This window comes from Pimelobacter simplex, from assembly GCF_024662235.1.
In the GTDB taxonomy this organism is placed as follows: domain Bacteria; phylum Actinomycetota; class Actinomycetes; order Propionibacteriales; family Nocardioidaceae; genus Nocardioides.
In genome coordinates, this window is sequence record NZ_CP096276.1 from 959,619 (window position 1) to 984,661 (window position 25,043).

Below are 25,043 nucleotides of genomic sequence, written 5' to 3' on the forward strand. Positions count from 1 at the left end.
TCGACGAAAGCCGGCGTCCGTCCGCCGCCCTAGGCTGCGCCCATGCAGGGGATCGCGACGTGGCTGGAGGAGCGGCTGCCCAGGCTGCTGGAGGAGCACGGCGTGCCGGCGGCCGCCGTCGCGGTCGGGTACGGCGACGAGGTGGTCGATGCGGCCGCCGGGGTGCTGAGCACGGCGACCGGCGTCGAGGCGACGACCGACGCGATCTTCCAGGTCGGCTCGGTGACCAAGGTGTTCACCGCGACCCTCGTCCAGCAGCTGGTCGCCGAGGGGCTCGTCGACCTCGACCGCCCCGTCCGGGACTACCTGCCGGGCCTGCGGCTCGCCGACGACGACGCGGCGGCCGGCACCACGGTGCGCCGGCTGCTCACCCACACGGCCGGCTTCGAGGGCGACGTCTTCACCGACACCGGCAAGGGCGACGAGTGCCTGGCGCGCTATGTCAACCTGCTGGCCGGCGTCCCCCAGCTCTTCGCGCCCGGCGCGATGTGGTCCTACAACAACGCCGCGTTCTGCGTGCTCGGCCGCCTGGTCGAGGTGCTCCGCGGCCGGCCGTACGACGCCTGCCTGCGCACCCACCTGCTCGACCCGCTCGGCCTCCAGGCGGCCACCGATCCCTACGAGGCGGTGCTGCACCGGGTCGCCGTCGGTCACGTCGCCACCGCCGCCGACACGACGCTCCACCCGACGCCGACCTGGGCGCTGGCCCGCTCCAACGCCCCGGCGGGATCGATGCTGGCGATGCGCGCCCGCGACCTCGTCGCCTTCGCCCGGCACCACCTGACCGAGCCCGGCCTGGCCGGCATGCGCGCGCCGCAGGTGGCGCTGCCGGCGCTGGGCCAGGGCGCGGCCTGGGGTCTGGGCTGGGAGCTGTTCCGGCTCGCGCCGGACCTCGTGGTCGGTCACGACGGCAACACCATCGGGCAGTCCGCCTTCCTGCGCGTGCTCCCCGAGCACGGCCTGGCCGTCGCGGTCCTGACCAACGGGGGCGACGGCAAGGCGTTGCACCGGGCGGTCGCCGGGCACGTCCTGCGCGAGCTGGCGGGCACCGACCTGCCCGCCGTACCGGCGCCGGTGCCCGGCGCGACGCTGCCCGCCGACCTGAGCCGGTACGCCGGCACCTACGCCTCCGTGGTGGGCGAGACCGTCGTGCGCGCCGACGAGCACGGCCGGCTGTGGCTCGACCGCCGGCCGCTGGGCGAGCTCGCCGAGATCGACGAGCCGCCGTACGCGACCGAGCTCGTGGGCTGGCAGGGCGACACCTTCTGGCCGGTGACGCCCGACGGCGGGGCGCACCAGCCGGTCGCCTTCGTCGGGGACGACGGCACCGGGCGGGCGGCGTACCTGCACACCGGACGCGCCGACCGGAGGGTCCGGTGAACGAGCTGCACCGCCGCGCCGTCGTCGCGGACACCCACAACGACCTGCTCTGCGCCGTGGTGGCGCGCCCGGTCGAGCGGTGGGCCGGCTACTTCCGCGACCGGTGGCTGCCGCAGCTGCGCGCGGGCGGGGTGGACCTGCAGACGCTGCCGGTGTTCGTCGAGGACGCCTACCGGCCCGAGGGCGCACTGCGCCGGACTCTCCGGATGGTCGAGGCCGCGCACCGGATCGCCGAGGGCAGTGCCGACGAGGTCGCCCTGTGCCGTGACGGCGCCGAGATCGACGCCGCCCTCGCGAGCGGCCGGATCGCGCTGGTGCTCGCGCTCGAGAGCGCGCCCGGCGTGGGCGAGGACGTCGAGCTGCTGCACACGCTCTTCCGGCTCGGCGTGCGCGTCGCCTCGCTCGCGCACTTCGGCCGCACCGCCCTGGCCGACGGCAGCGGCGAGGACCAGACCGGCGGCCGGCTGACCAAGCCCGGCGCCGCCGCCCTCGCGGAGATGGAGCGCCTCGGCCTGCTCTACGACGTCAGCCACCTCGGCATCGCCGGGGTGGAGCACGTCCTCGAGCTCGCCACCCGTCCGGTGATCGCGACCCACTCGTCGGCCCGCGCGCTCTTCGACCACCACCGCAACCTCAGCGACGTCCAGCTGCGCGGGATCGCCGCCGGCGGCGGGGTCGTGTGCGCCAACTTCTTCGCGCCCTTCCTGCACGCCACGGACTACTCGATCGACCGGCTCGTCGACCACCTGGAGCACCTCGTGGGCGTCATGGGCGTCGCGCACGTCGGGCTCGGCCCGGACTTCCTCAAGGAGGTCCTCGCCGACACCACGCCGCCCTGCTGCGAGGTCGACACGGTCGAGGGCGTGCCCGCGGACGCCTACCTGCCCGGGCTGGAGGGACCGGCCGGGCTGCCCCTGCTCACCGAGGCGCTGCTGGGCCGCGGCTGGGCGGAGGCCGACGTGGTCGCCGTCCTCGGGGGCAACGTCCGCCGGCTCTACGCCGCCGAGCTCGGTCGCCCCGCATGAGCGCCTTCGTCCCCGCCGACGAACCGCACCCCCCAGGTCGGGCGGGCTGCACCAACATCGAGCGTGACGCCCGTCGCACCATCGTGCCGTGGCCTTCGAGAGCAGCGTGAGCGGCGTGAGCGGCGCCGGCAACGCGGTGAGCACCGCCCCGGCGCCCGCGACCGAGCGGGTGCTGACCGTGCGGGACCTGTCGGTCGAGATCCGCCGCGGCGACCGCGTCGTGCGGCCGGTGTCCGGGATGGACCTCGTGCTGCACCGCGGCGAGACCCTCGGCATCGTCGGCGAGACCGGCTCGGGCAAGTCGATGACGGGCCTGGCGATCATGGGCATGCTGCCCTCCGGCGGCCGGATCACGAGCGGCTCGATCGACTTCGGCGGCACCGAGCTGGTCGGCCTCCCGGCCGCGCGCTACCGCGGGATCCGTGGCAACGACATCGCCATGGTCTTCCAGGACTCGCTCACCTCGCTCAACCCGACCCGGCGCATCGGCGACCAGGTCGCCGAGCCGGTCCGGCTGCACGAGGGCCTGTCCCGGCGCGAGGCCGGCAAGCGCGCCGAGGAGATGCTCGCCCTGGTCGGCATCCCGCGTCCCGCCGAGCGGATGGACGACTACCCCCACCAGCTCTCCGGAGGCATGCGGCAGCGGGTGATGATCGCGATGGCGCTGGTCTGCCAGCCCCAGGTGGTCATCGCCGACGAGCCGACCACCGCGCTCGACGTCACCATCCAGGCCGAGATCCTCGACCTGCTCGACGGGCTGCGCGCCCGGCTCGGCATGGCGATGATCCTGGTCACCCACGACATGGGCGTCATCGCCCGGCACGCCGACCGCGTCGGCGTCATGTACGCCGGCCGGCTGGCCGAGACAGGTCCCACCCCGGCGCTGTTCGAGCGGACCCGGCACCGCTACACCCAGGCCCTGCTCGCCTCGATCCCGTCGTTGACCCAGGACCGCGGCGCGGAGCTCTACAGCATCGGCGGGGCCCCGCCCGACCTCAGCGTGCACGACGTCGGCTGCGGGTTCGCGCCGCGCTGCGCCGCGGCGAGCGACCGCTGCCGCGCCGAGCAGCCGCCGCTCGTCGAGGACGAGCGGCCCGGGCACGCCTTCGCCTGCTGGCACCCTGCCGACGGCCCGGTCGAGCGGACGCCGGTCCGGCTCGCCGAGCGGCCCGCGTCCGCGGGCGCCGAGCCCGGGGGAGCGCCGCGGCTCCAGGTCCTCGACCTGCGCCGCGAGTACCCCGCCGGCAGCGACGGCTGGTTCGGCGGGCGGCGTACGGTCAAGGCGGTCTCGGGCGTCAGCTTCGAGGTCGCCGCCGGCGAGACCTTCGGCCTGGTGGGGGAGTCCGGCTGCGGCAAGTCCACCCTGGGCCGGATGCTCGTCGCCCTCGACCGCCCGACCTCGGGCGAGGTCGTCTTCGAGGGCGTCGCGGTGAGCGCCGTGCGCGGGCGCGAGCTGGGCGAGCACCGGGCCCAGCTGCAGATGATGTTCCAGGACTCCAGCGCCGCGCTCGACCCGCGGATGCGCATCGGCGCGATCCTGCGCGAGCCGTTCGCCATCCACGGCGTTGGCACCCGCGCCGAGCGCACGTCCCGCGCCCGTGACCTCCTCGACGACGTCGGCCTGCCGGGCACCGTCCTCGAGCGCTTCCCCCACGAGCTCTCCGGAGGCCAGCGCCAGCGGATCGCACTCGCCCGCGCGCTCGCCCTCGACCCGACCGTCCTCGTCGCCGACGAGCCGGTGAGCGCGCTCGACGTGTCGATCCGCTCGCAGGTGCTCAACCTGATGCGCCGCCTCCAGCGCGAGCGCGGCCTGAGCAGCGTGGTCATCTCGCACGACCTCGCCGTCGTGCGCTACCTGTCCGACCGGGTCGGGGTGATGTACCTCGGCAAGCTGGTCGAGTCCGGCAGCGCCGAGGAGGTGTACGCCGCACCGGCGCACCCCTACACGATCGGTCTCCTGGCCGCCGTCCCCGGCGAAGGGGCGTCGCACGACGGCACCAGCCGGATCCACGGCGAGCTGCCCAGCCCGATCGATCCGCCGAGCGGCTGCCGGTTCCGCACCCGCTGCCCGCTCGCCACCGAGATCTGCGCCGAGGTCGAGCCCGAGACCCGCGCCCTCACCCCCACGCACAGCGTGGCCTGCCACCACGCGAACGGAGGCGTCTGACCATGGCCTGGTACGTCATCCGGAGGCTCGCGGTCTCCGTCCTGGTGCTCCTCGGCATCTCCGCCGTCGTCTTCTTCCTGCTGCACATGGTCTCCGACAGCCCGGGCCGCGTGGTCCTCGGCCAGCGCGCCTCGCCCGAGGCGGTCGCCGACTTCAATCAGAAGAACGGCTTCGACCGCCCCGTGGTGGTGCAGTACTTCAGCTACCTGGGCCAGCTGCTCCAGGGCGACCTCGGCCGCTCGTACAAGCTCAACGAGAACGTCGGCACGCTGCTCCAGCAGAACGCCGGGCGCAGCGCGATGCTCTCGCTGGCCGGCCTCGTCGTCGCCCTGCTCATCGCGATCCCGCTGGGCGTCCTCCAGGCGGTGCGGCGCAACAGCGTCGTCGACCGGGTCGCGACCGGCCTGGCGTACGTCCTCTACGCGACGCCGGCGTTCCTGCTCGGGCTCGTCCTGATCGCGGTGTTCAGCCAGCAGCTCGACCTGTTCCCGGCCGAGGCGTCGCAGTCGCACTCGCCGTGGGTGGTGTTCACCGATCCGCGCTCGATGGCGCTGCCGGTGATCACGATCGCCGCGACGAGCATCGCGATCTTCAGCCAGTACCAGCGTTCCTCGGCGCTCGACCAGCTCGGCCAGGACTACATCCGGGTCGCCCGGGCCAAGGGTCTGCCGGAGCGGCTCGTCGTCACCCGGCACCTGCTGCGCAACGCGTGCCTGCCGGTGATCACCCTCGTGGGCACGATGATCCCGGTGCTGCTGGCGGGCAACCTGATCGTGGAGTCGCTCTTCAACTACTCGGGGCTGGGGCTGCTGTTCCTCAACAGCCTCCAGCGCGAGGACTATCCCGTGCTGCTGGCCTACACGCTGATCGGCGGGGTGCTCACCGTGGTCGGCAACTTCATCGCCGACATCGCGGTGGCGCTGGCCGACCGCAGGATCGAGCTCGCGTCATGACCGCCGCCGACCGCACCGCCCCCGCCGACCGCGCCGACCGCGCCGACGAGCCCGTCGTGATCCCCGAGCCCACCTCGGCCCGCGCCGCGCTGCGCCGGCTCAAGCACCACCCGCTGGGCCTGGTCGGCTTCGGGATGCTGCTGCTCATCGTGGCGTTCTGCTACCTCGGGCCGCTGTTCTGGAAGACCAACCAGACCGACGTCAACCTGCTCGACGCCGCGCTGCCGCCCGGTCCCGGGCACCCCCTGGGTACCGACACCAACGGCTTCGACGTGCTCGGCCGGTTGATGGAGGGCGGCCAGGTCTCGCTCCAGATCGGCCTCCTGGCCGCGCTCTTCGCCACCACCATCGGCACCCTGTACGGCGCCGTGGCCGGTCTCGCGGGCGGCGTGGTCGACGGCTTCATGATGCGCCTGGTCGACGTCCTGCTGTCGGTGCCGTTCCTGTTCTTCGTGCTCATCCTCTCCGCGCGCTTCCATGCCAACGCCTGGACGCTCGCCCTCGTGATCGGCGCCTTCTCGTGGCTGATCTCGGCCCGGCTGGTGCGCGGTGAGGTGCTCACGCTGCGGGTGCGCGAGTACGTCCTCGCCGCCAAGGTGATGGGCGCCTCGCGCCGGCGGATCATCCTGACCCACCTGATCCCCAACGCGATGGGCGTCATCATCGTCAACATCACCTTCCAGGTGGCCGATGCCGTCCTGGTCGTGGCCGCACTGGGCTTCCTCGGCTTCGGGCTGACCTACCCGACGACCGACTGGGGGAGCCAGCTCGCCAGCGGCGTCACGTACATCTCCGCCGACTACTGGTGGCTGATCTATCCCGTGGGCGGCTGCATCATCCTCACCGTCCTCGCCCTCAACCTGCTCGCCGACGCCCTGCGCGACGCCGTCGGGCGCAAGGCGGACTAGGTCAGGATCCGCCCGTGGCCGACTACTACGCGACGCCATCCGGGCGTGCTCGCGGCGTTGCGGACGCTCGACGGTGCAACCAGACCGCCGTCGCGATCCGCGCCTTGCGATCACACCCGGCTGACGCCGCTCGCTACGCCGCCCACGGACGGATCCTGCCCCCCTTCAGCACCGGCTGTCGGCCCGGACCGACGTACCCGCGAGGAATCGTCGGGCCGGACGAACCAGCCGCACGACGCCTGCAGCATCTTCGATGCACAACCCACCAGCACTAGGAGCCAGACAATGAACCACCTGCCTGGACAGCGACGTAGCCGCCTCGGAGTGGCCCTCGTCGCGGTGGTCGCCCTCCTCGTCTCGGGATGCTCCGGAGGCGGAGCACCGACGAAGGACGTCGCCAAGAAGTACAGCGCGATCCCCGACGAGACGGGCAACCCCAAGGACGGCGGGACGGTCACCGTCGCGCTCACCCCGGGGCTCAGCCCGAACTACATCTACCCGTACCCGCCGGCCTCGGCCAACGGCACGGTCATCGCGCGCGGCCTCCTGTGGCGCGCGCTCTACCGCCCCAGCGGTGCCGGCGACCAGGTCGTCGACCAGGAGCTCAGCATGGCCGAGCTGCCGCAGGTCAGCGCCGACCGCACGAGCGTCACCATCAGGCTCAAGGACTACCAGTGGTCCAACGGCAACCCGGTGACCGCCGACGACGTCGTCTTCTCGCTCGACCTGCTCAAGGCCGCGCTGGCCGAGAGCCCCGGCAACTGGAGCTTCTACACGCCCGGGCAGTTCCCCGACGGCGTGAGCGCCGAGGCCACCGCGGCCGACACGGTGACGCTGCGGCTGGAGAAGGCCTACAACGAGTCCTACCTGCTCTCGATGCTCGCGCTGCTCTACGTGATGCCCTCGCAGGACTGGGCGATCGCCAAGGAGGGCGGCCCGAAGCTCGACTTCACGGACCCGAAGAACGCCACGGCGATCTACAAGTTCCTCACCAAGCAGTCCGAGGACCAGTCGAGCTTCGCCACCAACCCGCTGTGGCAGGTCGTCAACGGCCCCTACCGGCTCAAGAGCTTCGACTCGACGACCGGCTCGTTCTCGCTGGTGCCCAACCGCGACTACAGCGGGCCCGGTGACTCCCGGCTCGACCAGGTGGACTTCAAGGCGTTCACCTCCGCGGCCGCCGTGCTCAACCAGTACAAGGCCGGCACGCTGACCGTCGGCACGCTCGACTCGAGCTTCGTCACCGAGATCGACAAGCTCAAGAAGGACGGCTACCACGTCTACGGCGCGCCCGCCCCGGCCCGCTTCGACGCGCTGACCATCAACTTCGAGAACACCGTCGACGGCTTCGACAAGGTCATCGCCCAGCCCTACGTGCGCCAGGCGCTCCAGCACCTCATCGACCAGAAGGGGTACGTCGAGAGCCGCGGCATCTACAACGGCGCCGCGTCCGAGAACTACAGCACCGGCGGCGCGGACTCGCCGTACCCGCCGGCCTTCGGCGACAAGGCGCCCTACTCGTACGACCCGGAGGCGGCCGAGAAGCTGCTGACCGACCACGGCTGGAAGGTCGACCAGGGCGGCCGGACGACCTGCGAGAACCCGGGGACGGCGGACGACCAGTGCGGTGCCGGCATCACCCAGGGACAGGCGATCAGCTTCACGCTCGCCTCGGCCAACACCCCGGCGTACGTCGGCGCCCGGGACGTCGCCTTCGTCTCCGAGGCCAAGAAGGTCGGCATCGAGGTCAAGGTCGTCACGAAGTCGCTCAACTACATGTACTCGAACTACGGCAACTCCTTCGCCCCGGCGAAGAAGAACGAGTGGGCGATGCAGGACTACGGCCCGCTCTACCTGGCCGCGGGCTACCCGAGCAGCAACACCGTCTTCAACACCACGGGCAGCTTCAACCTCGGCTCCTACAGCAACAAGGACGTCGACAAGCTGATCGAGGAGTCCACCTTCGGGAAGGACCCGGCGGTGCTGGCCGACGAGGTCACCACGATCTCGGAGGACCTGCCGGTGCTCTTCTTCCCGACGCCGCACACGCTGGTGGTCTGGAAGGACACGCTCTCGGGACCGCCGTCGTCGTTCCAGTCGCTGCTGAGCTTCCTGTACACGCCGGAGCTGTGGTACTTCCACGAGTGATGAGGACCGTCGACCTGAGCGCGCTGCGCACGCTCTCCGAGGGAGCGCGCGTGGTCGCGCTCGGCGAGGCGGCCCACCACGTCGCCGAGCTCCACGAGCTCCGGGACCACGTGTTCCGGATGCTCGTGGAGCAGCACGCCTTCACCGCGCTGGTGCTGGAGTCCGGCTTCGCCGAGGGGCTCGACCTCGACGCGTGGGTCGCCGGACGCTCCGGCGAGCCGGTCGAGACCGCGGCCGTGGGGATCTCCTACGGCTTCGGTGACGCCGTCGAGGTGCACCGCCAGCTCACCTGGATGCGCGAGCACGGAGGGCTCCGCGTCTACGGCATGGACCTCGCCGGAGGCTCGACCTCGCCGGGACCGGCGGTCCGCGCCCTGCTGCGTCGGATCGCCGCGGAGCCGGGGGACGCGGACCTGCTGGCCCGCAGCGACCTCGGCGGCCGGGTCGAGGCCGCGGTCCGCTTCGCCGGGCTGGACGACGGCGCGCGCGAGCGGCTGCGTGCGGACCTGCGGGCGCTGGCCGCCCGCGGGCTCGCCACGGGCGACCCGGTCGCGGAGCGGTTGGCCGCCTCGGTGCGGGCCTTCGCCGACGACGAGGACCGCGACGCCTTCATGGCCGACACGGTGCGCTGGGTGCTGGAGCGCGAGGAGCGGGTGCTCGTCAGCGCGCACGACGGGCACGTGCAGCGGGCGCCCTTCGACGGCGTACCGACGCTCGGCGGGCTGCTGGCGGCCGGGCTCGACGACGACCGCGACCTCGTCGTGGTCGGCACGACCTTCACCTCCGGGCCCGCAGTCCGGATCACCGACCGCTCGCCGCGCCCGTTCGACTGGGCGGTCGCGCTCGGCGAGGGGGTCGCGTCGCCGCCGGTCGACGCGGCACGGAGCGGCTTCGACCTGGTCCTCGACCTCGGTGAGGTGCACCGGGTGCCGGGCGCGTTCGAGCGGCTGGAGCGCGACCTCGCGGCGCCGTACCCGCCGACGCGGATCGTCGACGTCATCGCCACCCAGGCGGGGGTCTCGGTGCCCGACCCCTATCGCTGGCTGGAGGCCGAGGACGACGAGGTCCACACCTGGCAGCGGCGCCAGGCCGAGATCGCGACCGGGACGATCCTCGGCGGCCAGGACCGCGCGGCGCTCACCGCCCTCGTCGAGAGGTACGACGCCGGCGCCCGCCCCGACCTGCCGAAGCACGCCGCGGGCCGGTGGTTCCGCGCCGACGGCGCCGCGGTCGTCGTCGCCGACGAGCCGTTCGGCCCCGGCCGACCGGTGCTCGCGCTCGCCGAGGGCGAGGTGCTCTCGTGGCTGGCGCCCGCCCCGGACGGGCGGATCCTCGCGATCGGTGTGTGCACCGACGGCAGCGAGCACAACACCATCCGGCTCGTCGACGTCGCGTCGGGGGAGCGGCTGCCCGCGCCGCCGCAGGTGCTGCACAGCGCCTGGGCCGGCGGCGCCTCGTGGCAGGCCGACAGCGGCGGCTTCTGGTTCTTCGCGCTGACCGGGACGCCGGAGGAGTTCGCCCAGGCGACCTTCCACCACACGCTCGCCACCGCGGAGACCGTCGTCGAGCCGGTGCCCGTGCCGGACGGCTCGCGCGAGTACACGCTCGTCCAGCCCTCGGCCGACGGGCGCTGGCTGGTCGCGAGCCACCGCGTCGGCAGCCCGGTCCCGGTCGCGGTGCGAGACCTGACCGCGCCCGGCGCCGGGGCGTGGCGGCCGTTCGTCACCGGCTGCACTGGCACCGTCGCCGGTCACGTCATCGGCGACCGCTACGTCGCCGTCACCGACGTCGGGGCCGCCCGGGGGCGGGTGGTCGCGATCCCGCTCGACTCCGCGACGCCCGCGGACCCGGCGACCTGGACCGAGCTCGTGCCCGAGGGGCCGACCGTGCTGCGCTCGCTGACGCCCGTGGGGGAGCACCTCTACCTCGGCGAGCTCGACCGGACGTTCGCCCGCATCCGGGTCCTCGACCGCGCCGGTGCGCCGGTCGGTGAGGTTCCGCTGCCGGGCCGCGGCGCGGTCGCGGCGCCGTTCTTCGCGCTCACCGGACTCGCCACTGGGGCGCCCGCTCCGGAGCACCTCTTCGCGTTCTCGACGCTGACCACCTCGTGGAGCGTGCACCGGCACCGGCCGGGCGCCCCGACCGCCGAGACCCTGGTCGCGCCGGCCGTGACGCTCGACGCCACGGTCGAGGCCGGGGAGGCGCCGGCCGCCGACGGGACGCTCGTGCCGTTCCACGTCGTCCGGCCCGCGGGCGCGGACGCCGGGCTCCCGGCGCCGACGCTGATCACCGCCTACGGGGCGGCCAACGTGCCCACGCTGCCGTCGTACCAGCCGGACCTGGCGGCCTACGTCGCCGCGGGCGGCACGCTCGTCCAGGCCTACCTGCGCGGGGGCGGCGAGCTCGGCCGCGACTGGTACCTCGCCGCCCACCGCGCGACCAAGCACGTGCGCGACGACGACCTCGTCGCCGTCGCCGAGCACCTCCTCGCCACCGGCCGTACGACGACCGACCGGCTCGCCGTCACCGGCGGCTCCGACGGCGGCCTGATGTGCGGGGTCGCCCTCACCACGCGGCCCGACCTGTGGCGGGCGGTGCTGCCGCGCGCGCCCCTGCTCGACCTCGTCGCGGGCATGCGCGACCCCTACCTGGACTTCGTGATCCGCAAGGCGTGGGGCGATCCGGACGACCCGGCCGACGTGCGCCGGATGATTGGGCGCTCGCCGTACGAGCTGGTGCGACCGGGCGTGCTGCCGGCGGTCTACGTCCAGGCCGGCGCCAACGACCCGCGCTGCCGCCCGTGGCACGCGCGCAAGCTCGTCGCGCGGCTCCAGGCCGCCCAGCGGGGGACCGCGCCGGTGCTGGTGCACGTCTTCGAGAACGCCGGGCACGGCGCGGCCACCGGGCACGACGTGGTGGTCGCCCAGGACGTGGAGTGGCTCGGCTTCCTGGTCCGCGAGCTCGGGCTCGGCGCTACTCCGCCGACGTCGCGCTGAGGTCCATCAGCCGCAGCTGGAGCATCGCCGCGAGCCGCGCGTTGGGGTCGGCCAGGTCGAGGCCGCCGACCTCGGCCGCGCGGCGCAGCCGGTAGCGGAACGTGTTGGCGTGGACGTACATCGCCGCCGAGGCGATCGCCACGTCGCCGAACGCGTCGAGCCAGGCCCGCAGCGTGTCGACCAGGCTGCTCTGGTGCGCGCGGTCGTAGGCGACGAGCCGGGCGACCGGGCCGCTCGGCAGGTCGCCCTGGGGCACCCGGTCGGCGAGCTCGAGCAGCAGCGCCTCCAGGTGGACGTCGTCGAGCCGGGCGACCTGGCGCCCGGTGACCCGCGAGCGCAGCACCCGCAGCGCGCGGTCGGCCCCGGAGCGCGACCGCTTGAGCGCGGCGCTGCCCGGCGCGAGCGGGCCCACGCCGACCAGCGGCCGCAGCCGCGAGTCGACCCGGGCCAGGAAGTCCGCCGCGATCTCCGCGGCCCGCTCCTCGCCGCCGCGGGTGACCGGCAGGATGCCGTAGGCGACGTCACCGACCAGACCGGCGGCGCTGCGCGGGTGCACGGCGGTGAGGTGCAGCGCGAAGGCGTCGGCCAGCCGCTTGCGCTCGACCGCGAGCTGGGCCGGCAGCGGCAGCTCGGTGCCGGAGCCGACGACGGTGAGCGCGAGCACCACCGAGGGCTCGTCCTTGAGGCCGAGCCGGCGGATCGTCTCGGGCGTGCGCGGACCGCTGTCGAGTGCGGTGCTGATCAGCTCGGCGCGCAGCCGGCGCTCGACGTCGGCGTCGGCGCGCTGCCAGACCATGTGCATCGCGACGAGCTTGGCGGCGTCGTAGAGGGCCTGGCCGCGCTCCTCGTCGAAGGGCTCGGCCGCGACCGCCCAGATCGTCCCGAGGATCTCGTCGCCGGCCCGGACGGCGATCGCGGCGCGCCCCTGCTCACCGTCGGCGATCGGGCCCACCCAGACCGGCCGGTCGCTGCGGTAGATCTCCTGGAAGACGCCGCGCTCCTCGAGCGTGCGTGTGTAGTCCTCGGGCACCTGCCGGCGCAGGATCGTCTGCACCCGCCAGGTGTCGACCTCCTCCTGGCGGCTGGAGAACGCGAGCAGCCGCGAGTTGCGGTCCTCGATGGTCACCGGCGCGTCGACCAGCGCGGCGATCGCGTTGGCGACGGCGAAGAGGTCGTCCATCCCCGACTGGTAGCCGACGACCTGGCGCAGCCCGGCGCCCGCACGGCCCAGCGTCCCCGCCGGCACGACGGGATCGCCCGCGTCGGGCGCGGGCTCGTCGGCGGTGAGGGTGCGCAGCATGCCGGCGAGCTGGGTCCACGACGCGCCGCGGGCGAACGCGAGGACCGGCACCCCCGCCCGTCGTACGGCGGCGCGGAGGTGGTCGTCGGCCTCGACCGGCCCGCGCACGACCAGCCCGATCGCACCCTGCGCACCGAGCTGACCGACCACGTCGGCGATCTCGCGCGTCTCGTGCAGGCCGACCCCCAGCACCAGCGCACGCTCGGGCAGCTCGGGCTCGTCGAGCGGGTCGTGGATGACGATCCCGCCGATGCCCGCGGCCCCACCGTCCCCGCCCGCCTCGTCGGCGCGCTGCACGTCGCCGCACACCACGTCGAGCAGCGTCGTACCGAGCTCGGCGAGGACGCGCGCCAACCCGGCACGGGGGAGGTCGGAGGCGCTCACGTCGCCGACGTTAACCGACAGGGATCCACTCCCGTGCGATCGTCACCTCGTCGAGGACGTGGGGCAGCGGGGTGACGCCGAGCCCCGGCCCGGTCGGTACGGCGAGGTGCCCGTCCTCCAGCACGAACGGCTCGGTCAGGTCGGTCGCGTAGTAGCGCTCCGATGCGGAGGTGTCGCCCGGCAGCGCGAAGCCCGGCAGCGCCGCGAGCGCGACGTTGGCGGCCCGGCCCAGGCCGGTCTCCAGCATCCCGCCGCACCACACCGGGACGTCGTGCGCGATGCAGACGTCGTGGATCCGGCGGGCCTCCAGGTAGCCGCCGACCCGGCCGGGCTTGATGTTGACGATCGAGCAGGCGCCGAGCGCGATGGCGTCGGCTGCTGCGCGGGCCGAGACGATCGACTCGTCCAGGCAGATCGGGGTGGTGAGCTGCCGGGCGAGCTCGGCGTGCCCGAGCAGGTCCTCCTCGTCGAGCGGCTGCTCCAGGAGGAGCAGGTCGAAGGCGTCGAGCTGTGCCAGGTGCCGCACGTCGCCGCGGCGGTACGCCGTGTTGGCGTCCACCTGGAGGGGGATGTCCCCGAAGCGCTCCCGCACCGCGCGCACCGGCTCGACGTCCCAGCCGGGCTCGATCTTGAGCTTGATCCGCAGGTAGCCGTCGGCCAGGTAGCCCGCCACCACGTCGAGCAGCGCGGGGATCGACTCGGTGATCCCGACCGAGACCCCGCACGGGACCGTCGTGCGGACCGCGCCGAGGGCGTGCGCGAACGACTCGCCGCGCTCGCGCAGGTCGGCGTCGAGGATCGCGGTCTCCAGGGCGGCCTTGGCCATCCGGTGGCCCTTGACGTGCGCCAGCGCCGGGGCGACCCGGTGCGCGTCGAGCTCGCCCGAGGCGGACAGCCCGGCGAGCGCCGGCACCAGGTGCCGGGTCAGGACGTCGGCCGCGCCGTGGGTGTACTCGGAGGAGTAGAACGGTCCCGTCCCCGCGCCGCTCTCGCCCCAGCCCTCGGCGTCCTCGGTCACAGCACGGACGAGCAGCGCCTCGCGGACGGTCTCGGTCCCGAACGACGTCCGGAAGGGCGCCACCAACGGCACCGCCACGGTCCGGATCTCCACCCCGGTCAGCCTCACAGCGTCTCCTGCCTCTCCACGACGTACCAGCCCTCTCGGTCGAATCCCGTCACGCGCGCGCCGCCGGCGAGCAGCCCGCCGAGCACCTCGCGCAGCGCACCGCGCCACTGCGCGGCGAGCGAGGCGTCGTGCTCGCGCAGCGCCTCGATGTCGGCAGGGACGCCGACCAGCACCGTCCGCCCGTACGACGGCCGCACGATCGGCCCGCCCGCGGCCGAGGTCTCCAGCGCCACGACCGCCCCCGCGGTCCGCAGCGCGGCAGCGTCGAGCGTGCGCGGCGTCCCGGAGCAGGCGTCGGCCACGGCCGGCGCGAGCAGCGGCCAGCGCACGAGCAGCCGGTCGGTCGGGTCGGCGCGGTTGATGTCGTCGTCCATCGGGCCGTAGAAGTCGGGGAGGTACTCCACCGCGTCGGCGGCGAGCTTGCCCAGGTTGAACCAGGAGTTCCGCCGGATCAGCGGGTCGTAGGTCCAGGTGACGGCACTCGCGCCGTGCTCCAGCGCCCAGGCGCGCTGGTGCAGCTTGAGCGCGAAGCCGACCTTGCGCGCCCGCACCTGCGGCAGCACGCCGGCGATGTGGCTGTGCAGCGCGTCGGTCCCGGGCGCGGCGAAGAACCCGAAGCACGCGCCGACCAGCTCGTCGCCGTCGTACGCGCCGCTGACGTAGCTGCCGGCCTTGGCCAGCGCGCGGAGCAGGTCCGCGGTGACCGGCGGGTTGCTCGCGCCGGTGCGCCAGATGTGCTCGTAGAGGCGGCGGACCGCCTCCAGGTCGGCGATGTCGTCGAGCGTGCGGATCTCCACGCCGGAGGCGGCGATCGCCTCGGCCGCCACGTCGGCGGCCCGGCCGGCCGCGCTCAGCGTGCTCATCGGAGCAGGTCCGTGACGAGCGCGGTCAGCAGCCGGGTACGCCGCTCCAGCTCGGCGACCAGCACGTGCTCGTCGTCGGCGTGGGCGCCCCCACCCACCGCGCCCAGCCCGTCGAGGGTCGGGGTGCCGACGCCCGCGGTGTAGTTGCCGTCCGAGGCGCCGCCCACCGCGAGCGCGGTCAGCGGGTCGAGGCCGAGCCCGAGGGCGATCGTGGCCGCCCGGTCGAAGAGGTCCTGCGTGGCGCTCGGGGTCAGCGGCGGCCGGTTCGGTCCGCCGACCACCTCGACGTCCGCGCCCGGCAGCACCGGTCGCAGCGCCTGGAGCGCGGCGTGGACCCGGTCCTGCTCCGCCTCGTCGCGCACCCGTACGTCGACCCCGAAGCCCGCCGCCGCAGGGACCGTGTTGATCGTGGTGCCCGCGTCGAGCCGGGTCGGTGTCACCGTCGTCCCGCGTGCGGGGTCGGCGAGCGCCGCCACGGCGTGCACCTGGTGGGCGACCTCGATCGTCGCGTTGACGCCGCGCTCGGGCTCCAGGCCGGCGTGGGCCGCGCGGCCGGTGACCAGCACGTCGTACCGGGAGACGCCCTTGCGCTCGGTCTTGAGCGCCCCGCCGGGGCCGGCGGCCTCCAGCACCAGCGCGGCCGCGCAGCCGCGCGCCTCGCTCTCGATGAGCCCGCGCGAGGAGGGCGAGCCGATCTCCTCGTCGCCGGTGACCAGGATGGTGATCCCGGTGCGCTCGGACTCGGGCAGCGCCGCGACCGCGTGGAACGCCATCACCACGCCCGCCTTCATGTCGAAGCAGCCCGGACCGCGCAGCACGCCGTCGTGCACGCCGACGGGGTGGGTCACGAGCGAGCCGATCGGCCAGACCGTGTCGTGGTGGCCGAGCAGCAGCACCCGCGGGCTCGCCCCGGCCGGCCCGAACCGCCAGCGCAGGTGCGTCCAGCCGTCGAGCACGATCCGCTCCGGCGCGACGCCGAGCAGGCGGGTGCCGAGGGCCGCGACGGCCTCGGCACTGCGGGCGACCGCGGCGAGGTCCTCCGAGGGGGACTCGCAGCGGACGAGTTCCTCGATGTCGGCCACCAGATCGTGCATGGCGACCAGCATCGGGACTTCGGGGTGCCCGCAGGCTGTCGTCCCGGCCAAGACTCGGGGGCCCGGTTGGGGTCCGCGGACGAAGGACGCCGGCCGTCCGGGCGGCCTACGCTGGCGAGGTGGCCACCGCGAAGCCGCCGTCCGCCGTGACGCAGGAGGTGCGGTTCTGCCGCGCCGACGACGGCGTCCGGCTCGCCTGGGCGCGGCACGGAGCCGGTCCGCAGCTGCTCAAGCTCGCGGGCGCTACCTCGTCTGCCCGATCTGCTTCCAGGCCAAGGCGCTCGACCCCGAGCGCCTCCTCGAGAACGCCGAGGTGGGCGGCACCATCCCGATGTGGCAGTGGATCGGCGACGAGGGCGCGACGACGTTCAGCTACTGAGCCATCTCGGGGATGGGCGTGCGCAGCGTCCCGCTCGCCAGCCAGGACGCCAGGTTGTCGAGCGTCAGCGCCCGCATCGCGGCACGGGTCTCGTGGGTCGCCGACCCGACGTGGGGGAGCAGCACCACGTTGTCCATCGTGGTCAGCGCCTCCGGTACGGCGGGCTCGGCGGCGAACACGTCGAGCCCCGCGCCGCCCAGCCGGCCCTCGGCCAGCGCGGCGACGAGCGCGTCCTGGTCGACGACCGAGCCGCGCGCGACGTTGACGAGCACCCCCTGGGGGCCGAGCGCGTCGAGCACCTCGCGGTCGACCAGCGCGGCGGTCGAGGAGCCGCCGGGCACGACGGCGACGAGGTTGTCGACCGAGGCCGCGAGGGCGGCGGGGGACGCGGCGTACGCGTAGGGGACGCCGGGCACCTCGCGCCGGTTGTGGTAGCTCACGGTGCACCCGAACGCGTCGAGGCGCTTCGCGATCGCCAGGCCGATCCGGCCCAGGCCGAGGATGCCCACCCGGCTGCCGGAGACCTCGGTGGTCAGCGGGAACTCGCCGTGCTGCCACTCGCCCGCGCGGACGAACAGGTCGGCCACGACCACCCGGCGCCGTACGGCGAGCAGCAGGGCCAGAGCCGTGTCCGCGACCGCGTCGTCGAGCACGCCGGGGGTGTTGCTGACCGCGATCCCGCGGGAGAGCGCGGCGTCCACGTCGACGTTGTCGTAGCCGACCCCGTGGTTGGCGATCACCCGCAGGTTCGGCAGTGCGCCGATCAGGCCGGCGTCGACCGTGCCGCCGTTGGTGCACACGATCGCGACGACCTCGGCACCGTGCTCGGCCAGGAACTCCGGACGGCCCTCGGCGGGTAGGTCGAGCGCGGCGTACTGCTCGCCGACGGCGTCGTGGAGCTGGGGGCTCAGGGGCGGGACACGGAGGACGGTGGGGCGGCTCACCCCTCCAACATAGAGGCCGCCCGCAGCATCTCCTCGCGGGTGGCGACCTTGACCCGGAGCCGCTCCTGGGCCGCGCCGAGCGCGATCTCGTGGGCGTCCAGGCGCTCCCACCCGGTGTGCGTGACGACGTCCACGTCGCGCTCGGCGAAGTAGGCGTCCACGTCCTCGGGACGGCGCGAGGGCGCGGTCGCCGTGGTGTCGGCCAGGAGGTGGCCGACGGTCTCGGCGGCGTCGCTCTTGGTGTGCCCGATCAGGCCGACGGGACCGCGCTTGATCCAGCCGGTGACGTAGGTGCCGGGGATCGGCTCGCCGTCGAGGTCGAGCACCCGCCCGCCCGCGTTGGGGATGACGGCGGCGCGCTCGTCGAACGGCAGCCCCGGCAGCGGGCTGCGGCGGTAGCCGATCGCGCGGTAGACCTGCTGGACGTCCCAGTCGGTCACCTCGCCGGTGCCCTCGACCCGGCCGTCGGCGTCCGGGGAGTGGGTGCGCTCGGTGCGCAGCGTGGTGACCCGGCCGTCGGCGTCGGTGACGATCTCGGTCGGCGCCTCGGCGAAGTGCAGGTGGATCCGGTGCGGCTTGCCGACCGGGTCCGCGCCGACCCAGCTGGTCAGCGTGTTGAGCACCATCTTCTGCGCCTTGTGCTGGGCGATGTGCTCCATGCCGTGCTCGTCGACGTCGAAGCCCTCGGGGTGCACGACGACCTCGACGTTGGGCGAGTGGTTGAGCTCGCGCAGCTCGACCGGCGAGAACTTCGCGTACGCCGGGCCGCGCCGGGCGAACACGTGCACGTCGGTGATGGTCTTGGCCTTCAGGCCCGCGTGGACGTGCGGCGGGATGTCGGTCACCAGCATCTCGTCGCCGGTCTTGGCCAGCACCCGGGCGACGTCCAGCGCGACGTTGCCGACGCCGAGGACGGCGACGCTGGTCGCGTCGAGGGGCCAGGTCTGCGGCACGTCGGGGTGCGCGTCGTACCAGGAGACGAAGTCGGCCGCGCCGAGCGAGTGCTCCTCGCCGGGGATGCCGAGGTCGCGGTCGGCCATCGCGCCGGTGGAGACGACGACGGCGTCGTAGAACTCGCGCAGGTCCTCGAGCTTGACGTCCACGCCGTACTCGACGTTGCCGAGGAAGCGGACCTCCGGCTTCTCCAGGACCCGGTGGAGCGCCTTGATGATCTCCTTGATCCGCGGGTGGTCCGGCGCGACGCCGTAGCGGACCAGGCCGAAGGGCGCGGGCAGCCGCTCGAGGATGTCGACGGAGACCGGGGTCTCGGACTTGGTGAGGATGTCGGCGGCGTAGATGCCGGCCGGGCCACCGCCCACGATCGCGACGCGAAGAGTCATGCTGACGAGTCTGGGGGCCGCGGGCCGCTCACAGAACGAGGTTGTGGTTGGGTGCTCACAAGGTTAGTTTGTGACTGTGCTCGGTCCCCATGTTCCCGACCTGCGTGCGCTGGAGCTGCTCGTCGTCGTCGCCCGGACCGGCTCCCTGGGGGCCGCCGCGACCGAGCTGGGCATCACCCAGCAGGCCGCGTCCTCGCGGGTGCGGACCATGGAGGCGCTCGTCGGCGAGCCCCTGGTGACACGCAGCAAGCGTGGCTCCGAGCTGACCGCGACCGGTGAGCTCGTCGTGCAGTGGGCCGACCGGGTCCTCGACGCCGCTCAGGAGCTGGACGCCGGTATCGCCGCGCTCCGCGCCGACCGCCGCGGCCACCTCGACATCGCGGCGAGCCTGACCATCGCCGAGCACCTGCTGCCGGGCTGGCTGGTGGGTCTGCGCGCGCACCAGGTCCAGCGGGGACTGCAGCCCACCGAGGTCACCATGACCGCCACCAACACGGCGCGGGTCAGCGAGCTCGTCGCGTCCGGCGAGGTCGCGCTCGGCTTCGTCGAGGGCCCCGAGGCCCCGCGCGGGCTGCGTCGGCGGCTGGTGGGCACCGACGAGCTCGTGGTGATCGTCGGGCCCGGGCACCCGTGGGCGTCGCGATCCCGTCGCCGGGTCAGCGCGGAGACGCTCGCGGCGACGCCGCTCGTCGTACGGGAGCTGGGGTCGGGCACCCGGACCGTGCTGGAGCGCGCCCTGGCCGGGCTGCCCCAGGCGCCGCCCGCCCTCGAGCTGTCCAGCACGGCCTCGGTACGCGCCGCCGTCGCGGCCGGTGCTGGACCGGCCGCCGTCGGTGCCCATGCCGTGCGTGACGACCTGGCCACCGGACGGCTGGTCCGGGTCACCGTGACGGGCCTCGACCTCACCCGCCGCCTGCACGCGGTCTGGAAGGGCGGACCGCAACCGCCCGAGGGGCCGGCCCGCGACCTCGTCGCGTGGGCGGCGCGGGGCGCCAAGCCCTAGCCCGTGCCCTAGCCCGGGCCCTGGCCGCGCCGGTGCTCAGGTGTGCGCCGGGTGGCGCGCCATCATCGCCGCGATCGAGTCGTCGGTGCAGTCGGCCCAGAAGGAGCCGACGACGTCCTCGACCTGGCTGAACGAGTCGGCGACGTAGAGCACGTTCTGGTAGTCGGTGATGTCGTAGGTCATGCTGCCCATCTCGCCGATGTCGAGGGGCCGGATCGTCATGCCGCGGAAGGCCTCGATCTCGCCGGGCGAGGAGAGGATCCCCGCGCCGTAGGCCTTGAGCTCGGAGCGCTCCCAGAGGATGCCGAACTCGAGGGTGAACCAGAAGACCTTGCTCACGAACTCCAGCGCGTCGGCCGAGCGGACCCGGCGCGAGGCCTGGCCGGCGAGCTCGTAGAGCGCGGTGAAGCGCGGGTTCGCGAGGGTGTTGCCGTGGCCGACGACCTCGTGCAGGACGTCGGGCTCGGGGGTGTAGAGCGGCACCGAGTGGTGCCGGACGTACTGCGTGGACCAGAACGCCTTGTCGGCCAGCGAGCCGTAGAACTCCCGCAGCGGCACCAGGCCGGCGGCCGGCTGGTAGCGGTAGCCGGTCAGCGGCGCGAGCCAGTCGCTGACCTCGGCGAGCTGGGGGATGTGGTCGATGGGCAGGGCCAGCGACTCCTTGCCGTCGAGGAACTCCCGGCAGGCGTAGGCGCGGTGCTTGGTCACGAGCGCCTCGCTGACCACGCGCCAGACCTCGTGCTCGTCGGCGGTGTAGTCGGCGTGCGGGGCGGGGGTGCCCGGCGTCCAGGCGTTGGCCAGCGTGGCGAGCGCGTCACGGCGGGCCCGGTAGGCGGGGTCGGCGAAGCCGGGGTGGTCGGCGCCGAGGTGGACCTTGAGGGAGCCGTCCTCGTCGGCGGTCACGGGCGCGAAGTACTGGGCTTCCTCGAACATGCCTGCAGTCTGTGACGCGGTCCACAGAATTGCGAGCGAGGTCAGACGAATGGCTGCCCAAGACGGCAAATCGGTGCCAGGATGTCCGGCATGGACGCCGTCGACCTCGGAATCCTGGACATCCTGCGCGCCGACTCGCGGACCTCGATCCGGGAGGTCGCCGAGCGCCTCGGGATCAGTCGCGCGAGCGCGTACGCCCGGGTCAAGCGGCTCGTCGACGGCGGGGTGATCCGCGGGTTCACCATCGACGTCGACCCGGGCGCGCTGGGCCTGGGACTGCCGGCGTACATCCACGTGCGGATCAAGCAGAACACCTGGAAGTCGTTCCGCAAGAAGGCGTGGGCGCTGGAGGAGGCGGCCCACGTCGCGCTGGTCGCGGGCGACTTCGACTGCGTGATCCTGGTCCGCGCGCGCGATGCGGCGCACCTGCGCGAGCTCGTCCTGGAGCGGATCCAGGCGCTGCCCGAGGTGGTCGCGACCCAGACCGTCCTGGTGTTCGAGGAGCACGTCGGCCAGGCCTGAGCGAGCCCCCCGAAGGTCTATTGACGTTCTCAAACGATCGTGCAAATCTCGTAATATGACGCTGACGCCGAGCGGCTACGAGGACACGTTCGCGCGCGACCACCTGCCGCCCGCCGACCTCTGGCCGGTGCTGGAGTTCACCACCCCCGAGCTGCAGTACCCCGACCGGCTCAACGCCGCCGTCGAGCTGATCGATCGGGCCGTCGAGCGCTTCGGTGCCGACCGGCCCGCGCTGCGCACGCCGGCGGGGGAGACGTGGACCTACGGCGAGCTGCAGGCGCGCACCCACCAGGTGGCCCGGGTGCTGACCGGCGAGCTCGGCCTGCGCAGCGGCAACCGGGTGCTGCTGCGCGCGCCGAACAACCCCTGGACGGTGGCCACCTGGCTCGGCGTCCTCAAGGCCGGGGGCATCCCGGTGACCACGTTCGCCGCCCTGCGCGCCCGCGAGATCGCCCCGCTGGTCGAGCGCACCCGTCCGGTGCTCGCGCTCGTCGACCACCGGTACGCCGACGACGTCGTCGCGGCCGCCCCGGACCTCGCGCTGGTCCCCGTGGGCGGCCCCACCGCCGACGACCTCGTCGCCCGCGCAGCCCGCCAGTCCACCGACGACCCCGGCGCTGTCGCGACCGCCGCCGACGACGTCGCGCTGTTCTGCCCGACCTCCGGCAGCACCGGCGTGCCCAAGGTGACCACCCACTTCCACCGCGACCTGCTCTCCATCGACCACACCTTCGGGCGCCACGTCCTGCAGCTGCGGCCCGACGACGTGGTCGCCTGCTCGGCACCGTTCGCGTTCACGTTCGGGCTCGGCATGCTCGTCGTCTTCCCACTCCGGGCCGGCGCCTGCGCGCTGCTCACCGAGGCGGCGACGCCGCTCGAGCTCGCCGAGATCGTCGCGCGCGAGGGCGTCACCGTGCTCGCGACCGCGCCGACGGCGTACCGGCGGATCCTGGGGGCGGGCCGGATCGGCGACCTGGCCGGGCTGCGGGTCGCGGTGAGTGCGGGGGAGCACCTGCCGGTGCAGACCTGGGAGCACGTGCGCGACGAGCTCGGCCTCGAGATCATCGACGGGATCGGCGGCACGGAGTTCCTGCACATCTACCTCTCCGCGCCGGTCGGCGAGATCCACCCCGGTACGACGGGCCGCGCGGTGCCCGGCTTCCGTGCGACCGTGCTCGGCCCCGACGGCGAGGAGCTGCCGCCGGGGGAGCCCGGCCGGCTGGCGGTCATCGGCCCGGTCGGCTGCCGCTACCTCGACGACGCCCGCCAGGCGGCGTACGTCTGCAACGGGTGGAATGTCACCGGTGACACCTTCGTCCGCGACGCCGAGGGCTACTTCACCTACCAGACGCGCACCGACAACATGATCGTCTCGGCGGGCTACAACATCGGCGGCCCCGAGGTGGAGGCCGCGCTCGACGAGCACCCCGACGTCGCCGAGTCGGCCGTCGTCGCCGCGCCGGACGCCGAGCGAGGCTCGGTCGTGTGCGCGTTCGTCGTGCTGCAGCCCGGCGTGACCGCCGACGACGACACCGCGCGCCGGCTCCAGGACCACGTCAAGCAGACCCTCGCGCCGTACAAGTACCCTCGGCTCATCCGGTTCATCGACGCGCTGCCGCGCAACACGAGCGGCAAGCTCCAGCACTTCCAGCTGCGCCGGACGATCGAGGAGGAGGCACCGGTCTGAAGCCCCGCATCGCCTATGTCTTCGGGGGTTCCGAGGGCATCGGCCTCGCCGTCGCCGAGCGCCTCGTCGCTGCCGGCACCCGGGTCGTGGTGCTGTCCCGGTCGGAGACCAAGCTCGCCGCCGCCCTCGTGCGCCTGGGACCGGACGCCCGCTCCCGCGCGGTCGACGTGACCTCGCCGGACGCCGTGAACGCCGCCGTCGCCGGACTCGTCGCCGAGGTCGGCGTGCCCGACCTGGTGGTGACGACGGCCGGCTACGCCCGGCCCGGCTACCTCGACGAGCTGCCGGACGAGGACGTCACCGGCATGGTCGCCACCAACCTCCTCGGCACCATCAACGTCGTGCGCGCGGTGCTCCCGCACCTGCGTGCGGCGGGCACCGGCACGATCGTCACGACGTCCTCGATGGCCGGACTGGCGGGGGTCTTCGGCTACACGGTCTACAGCGCGACGAAGTTCGGCGTGATCGGGTTCTCCGAGGCGCTGCGCCGCGAGGTCCGCCCCTACGGCATCACGGTCAAGGTGCTCTGCCCGCCCAACACGCTCACGCCCGGCTTCGAGGAGGAGAACCTCCACAAGCCCGCCGAGGTGCTCGCCGCCGAGGAGAGCGTCGCCACGCTGACGCCCGCGCAGGTCGCCGACCCCCTCGTCCGCGCGCTCGGGCGGCGGCGCGGCTTCCTCGTCGTACCGGGGCGGGACAGCCGGCTCGCCGCCGTCGCCATCCGGCACCTGCCGGCCGTCGTCGACCGCGCCCTGCGCCGCCCCGATCCCGCGCGCTAGCGGCCCTTCGCGCGCCTGCGGTCGTGCGCCTCGAGGAACTCGTGCAGCAGCGCCCACGTCGTCTCCGGCGCCTTCGTGCCGGTCAGCACCCCGAGGTGCCCGCCCGGCGCGACCGGGAGCCGGACGTCCGGTGAGGCGGGCAGCAGGCTGCCGACGTGGTGCGCCGCCGCGGCCGGCACGAGGACGTCGGTCCGCCCGGCGACGTTCATCACCGGCACCGTGACGGTCGCCAGGTCGACGAGGTGGTTGGGGCCTTGCACCTTGCCGGTGGCGAGCTCGTTGCGCAGCGCCAGCCGCTGGTAGACCTGCAGCGTCGCCCGCCCCGGATAGGCCAGCATGTTGTTCATGATGTGGTCGACCGCCTGCACCTGACCGAGGAACTCGCGGTCCTCGCGCCGCGACCACAGCGTGCGCGGCTTCTTGAGGTACGTCGGCAGCGCCGTCGCCTTGAACCCCAGACTCACCACCGGCGCCGGCACCGACCCCGCCGCCTTCAGCGCCGAGCCCACGACCCGCCCCCGGGTGACCTTCGCGGCGAGCTGGACCGGCCGCAGCAACGGCTGCTTCGAGAGGTCGAACGGGCTCGCGACCATGCCGACCGACCGGATCGGCAGGTCCTGGTGGACGGCCGTCGTACCGAGGGCGAGGAGACCTCCCATGCACCATCCGACCAGGTGCACGTCGCGCCCACCGTTGTCCTCCGACACCTTCCGGATCGCCGGCGGCAGCACGTCGTTGATGAAGTGCTCGATCCCCACGAGCCGGTCCCGCCCGGTCAACGGCCCGTAGTCCACCAGGTACGTCGGCCGCCCCCGGCCGACCAGGTCCTCGGCCAGCGAGAGCCCCCGACGCAGGTCGAAGCACTTCGCCTGCGACCCGAGCGGAGGCACGAGAAGAACGGGAATCCCCTTGCTGCGCACGCCTTTCGCCTTCTCGTAGCGATGCAGCTCGCGCGTCCGCCCGGTATCGATCACCTCGGACGGAGTCCGCGTCAGGTCGGCGATGCCGCCCTTCACGAGGAAGTCCCAGAGGTTGACGACGGACTGCTTGCTCGGTCCCTGGGGAGCGCGGGGCGGCGTGGTCACCGGCTCAGTGTGGCCCAGGACGCGACC

General features: G+C 73.7%; 20 protein-coding genes. 12 read left to right on the top strand and 8 right to left on the bottom strand.

Translation table 11 applies throughout. From position 1 onward, the window contains the following. The first annotated feature begins 42 nt into the window (after nucleotides 1-42). From M0M48_RS04560 to M0M48_RS04590, 7 genes are all read left to right on the top strand, one after another. Entirely contained in the window at nucleotides 43-1,380 is a 1,338-nt protein-coding gene (locus tag M0M48_RS04560) for a serine hydrolase (RefSeq protein WP_257750229.1), read from the top strand. Beyond that, a complete protein-coding gene (locus M0M48_RS04565) occupies nucleotides 1,377-2,405 on the top strand; it encodes a dipeptidase (protein WP_257750230.1) in 1,029 nt (342 codons plus the stop codon). Before M0M48_RS04560 ends, M0M48_RS04565 begins: the two co-directional genes overlap by 4 nt. A gap of 88 nt (nucleotides 2,406-2,493) precedes the next feature. Then, a complete protein-coding gene (locus tag M0M48_RS04570) occupies nucleotides 2,494-4,572 on the top strand; it encodes an ABC transporter ATP-binding protein (protein WP_257750231.1) in 2,079 nt (692 codons plus the stop codon). Between the two features lie 2 nt (nucleotides 4,573-4,574). Further along, nucleotides 4,575-5,525, top strand: coding sequence for an ABC transporter permease (locus M0M48_RS04575; protein WP_215815467.1), 951 nt, complete (start codon nucleotides 4,575-4,577; stop codon nucleotides 5,523-5,525). Beyond that, a complete protein-coding gene (locus M0M48_RS04580; RefSeq protein ID WP_257750232.1) occupies nucleotides 5,522-6,433 on the top strand; it encodes an ABC transporter permease in 912 nt (303 codons plus the stop codon). Before M0M48_RS04575 ends, M0M48_RS04580 begins: the two co-directional genes overlap by 4 nt. Nucleotides 6,434-6,718: 285 nt before the next feature. Further along, nucleotides 6,719-8,581, top strand: a complete 1,863-nt coding sequence (locus M0M48_RS04585) for an ABC transporter substrate-binding protein (RefSeq protein ID WP_257750233.1) — start codon at nucleotides 6,719-6,721, stop codon at nucleotides 8,579-8,581. Then, nucleotides 8,581-11,577, top strand: coding sequence for a prolyl oligopeptidase family serine peptidase (locus tag M0M48_RS04590; protein WP_257750234.1), 2,997 nt, complete (start codon nucleotides 8,581-8,583; stop codon nucleotides 11,575-11,577). Before M0M48_RS04585 ends, M0M48_RS04590 begins: the two co-directional genes overlap by 1 nt. Here M0M48_RS04590 and M0M48_RS04595 read toward each other — a convergent pair. Genes M0M48_RS04595 through M0M48_RS04610 form a run of 4 tightly spaced genes read right to left on the bottom strand, consistent with a single transcriptional unit; the run spans nucleotide 11,555 to nucleotide 16,344 of the window. Further along, on the bottom strand, nucleotides 11,555-13,261 hold the full coding sequence (locus tag M0M48_RS04595) for a PucR family transcriptional regulator (protein WP_257750235.1): 1,707 nt from the start codon (nucleotides 13,259-13,261) through the stop codon (nucleotides 11,555-11,557). The two genes, M0M48_RS04590 and M0M48_RS04595, sit on opposite strands and share 23 nt — an antisense overlap. 10 nt (nucleotides 13,262-13,271) lie before the next feature. Further along, nucleotides 13,272-14,372, bottom strand: a complete 1,101-nt coding sequence (menC, locus tag M0M48_RS04600; RefSeq protein ID WP_257750236.1) for an o-succinylbenzoate synthase — start codon at nucleotides 14,370-14,372, stop codon at nucleotides 13,272-13,274. An 11-nt stretch (nucleotides 14,373-14,383) separates the two neighbouring features. Then, the gene (locus tag M0M48_RS04605; protein ID WP_257750237.1) at nucleotides 14,384-15,250 is read right to left on the bottom strand and encodes a GNAT family N-acetyltransferase; all 867 of its coding nucleotides are present in this window, start codon (nucleotides 15,248-15,250) and stop codon (nucleotides 14,384-14,386) included. After that, a complete protein-coding gene (locus M0M48_RS04610) occupies nucleotides 15,247-16,344 on the bottom strand; it encodes a M20 family metallopeptidase (protein ID WP_257750238.1) in 1,098 nt (365 codons plus the stop codon). The genes M0M48_RS04605 and M0M48_RS04610 overlap by 4 nt, the downstream gene beginning before the upstream one ends. Between M0M48_RS04610 and M0M48_RS04615 the strand changes: the two genes are divergently transcribed. After that, complete coding sequence (locus tag M0M48_RS04615; RefSeq protein ID WP_257750239.1) at nucleotides 16,343-16,723, top strand: hypothetical protein; 381 nt, start codon at nucleotides 16,343-16,345, stop codon at nucleotides 16,721-16,723. The genes M0M48_RS04610 and M0M48_RS04615 overlap by 2 nt on opposite strands. Here M0M48_RS04615 and M0M48_RS04620 read toward each other — a convergent pair. Then, nucleotides 16,717-17,667, bottom strand: coding sequence for a 2-hydroxyacid dehydrogenase (locus M0M48_RS04620; RefSeq protein WP_215815458.1), 951 nt, complete (start codon nucleotides 17,665-17,667; stop codon nucleotides 16,717-16,719). The genes M0M48_RS04615 and M0M48_RS04620 overlap by 7 nt on opposite strands. Then, the gene (locus M0M48_RS04625; RefSeq protein ID WP_257750240.1) at nucleotides 17,664-19,007 is read right to left on the bottom strand and encodes an FAD-dependent oxidoreductase; all 1,344 of its coding nucleotides are present in this window, start codon (nucleotides 19,005-19,007) and stop codon (nucleotides 17,664-17,666) included. Before M0M48_RS04625 ends, M0M48_RS04620 begins: the two co-directional genes overlap by 4 nt. A 70-nt stretch (nucleotides 19,008-19,077) precedes the next feature. On the opposite strand from M0M48_RS04625, the gene M0M48_RS04630 reads away from it, so the two are divergent. After that, complete coding sequence (locus M0M48_RS04630; protein WP_215815456.1) at nucleotides 19,078-20,010, top strand: LysR family transcriptional regulator; 933 nt, start codon at nucleotides 19,078-19,080, stop codon at nucleotides 20,008-20,010. Between the two features lie 36 nt (nucleotides 20,011-20,046). Here the strand turns inward: M0M48_RS04630 and M0M48_RS04635 are convergent, their stop codons facing one another. Continuing rightward, the gene (locus tag M0M48_RS04635) at nucleotides 20,047-20,943 is read right to left on the bottom strand and encodes a phenylalanine 4-monooxygenase (RefSeq protein WP_215815455.1); all 897 of its coding nucleotides are present in this window, start codon (nucleotides 20,941-20,943) and stop codon (nucleotides 20,047-20,049) included. A gap of 90 nt (nucleotides 20,944-21,033) precedes the next feature. On the opposite strand from M0M48_RS04635, the gene M0M48_RS04640 reads away from it, so the two are divergent. Genes M0M48_RS04640 through M0M48_RS04650 form a run of 3 tightly spaced genes read left to right on the top strand, consistent with a single transcriptional unit; the run spans nucleotide 21,034 to nucleotide 23,931 of the window. Next, nucleotides 21,034-21,465 carry an Lrp/AsnC family transcriptional regulator gene (locus M0M48_RS04640; protein WP_257750241.1) on the top strand — a complete coding sequence of 144 codons (432 nt, stop codon included), beginning with the start codon at nucleotides 21,034-21,036 and terminating at the stop codon, nucleotides 21,463-21,465. 55 nt (nucleotides 21,466-21,520) lie between these two features. Continuing rightward, a complete protein-coding gene (locus M0M48_RS04645) occupies nucleotides 21,521-23,152 on the top strand; it encodes an AMP-binding protein (protein WP_257750242.1) in 1,632 nt (543 codons plus the stop codon). Between the two features lie 8 nt (nucleotides 23,153-23,160). Continuing rightward, nucleotides 23,161-23,931, top strand: a complete 771-nt coding sequence (locus M0M48_RS04650) for an SDR family oxidoreductase (RefSeq protein ID WP_257759345.1) — start codon at nucleotides 23,161-23,163, stop codon at nucleotides 23,929-23,931. Here M0M48_RS04650 and M0M48_RS04655 read toward each other — a convergent pair. After that, entirely contained in the window at nucleotides 23,928-25,016 is a 1,089-nt protein-coding gene (locus M0M48_RS04655; protein WP_257750243.1) for an alpha/beta fold hydrolase, read from the bottom strand. The genes M0M48_RS04650 and M0M48_RS04655 overlap by 4 nt on opposite strands. Between the last annotated feature and the right edge of the window lie 27 nt (nucleotides 25,017-25,043).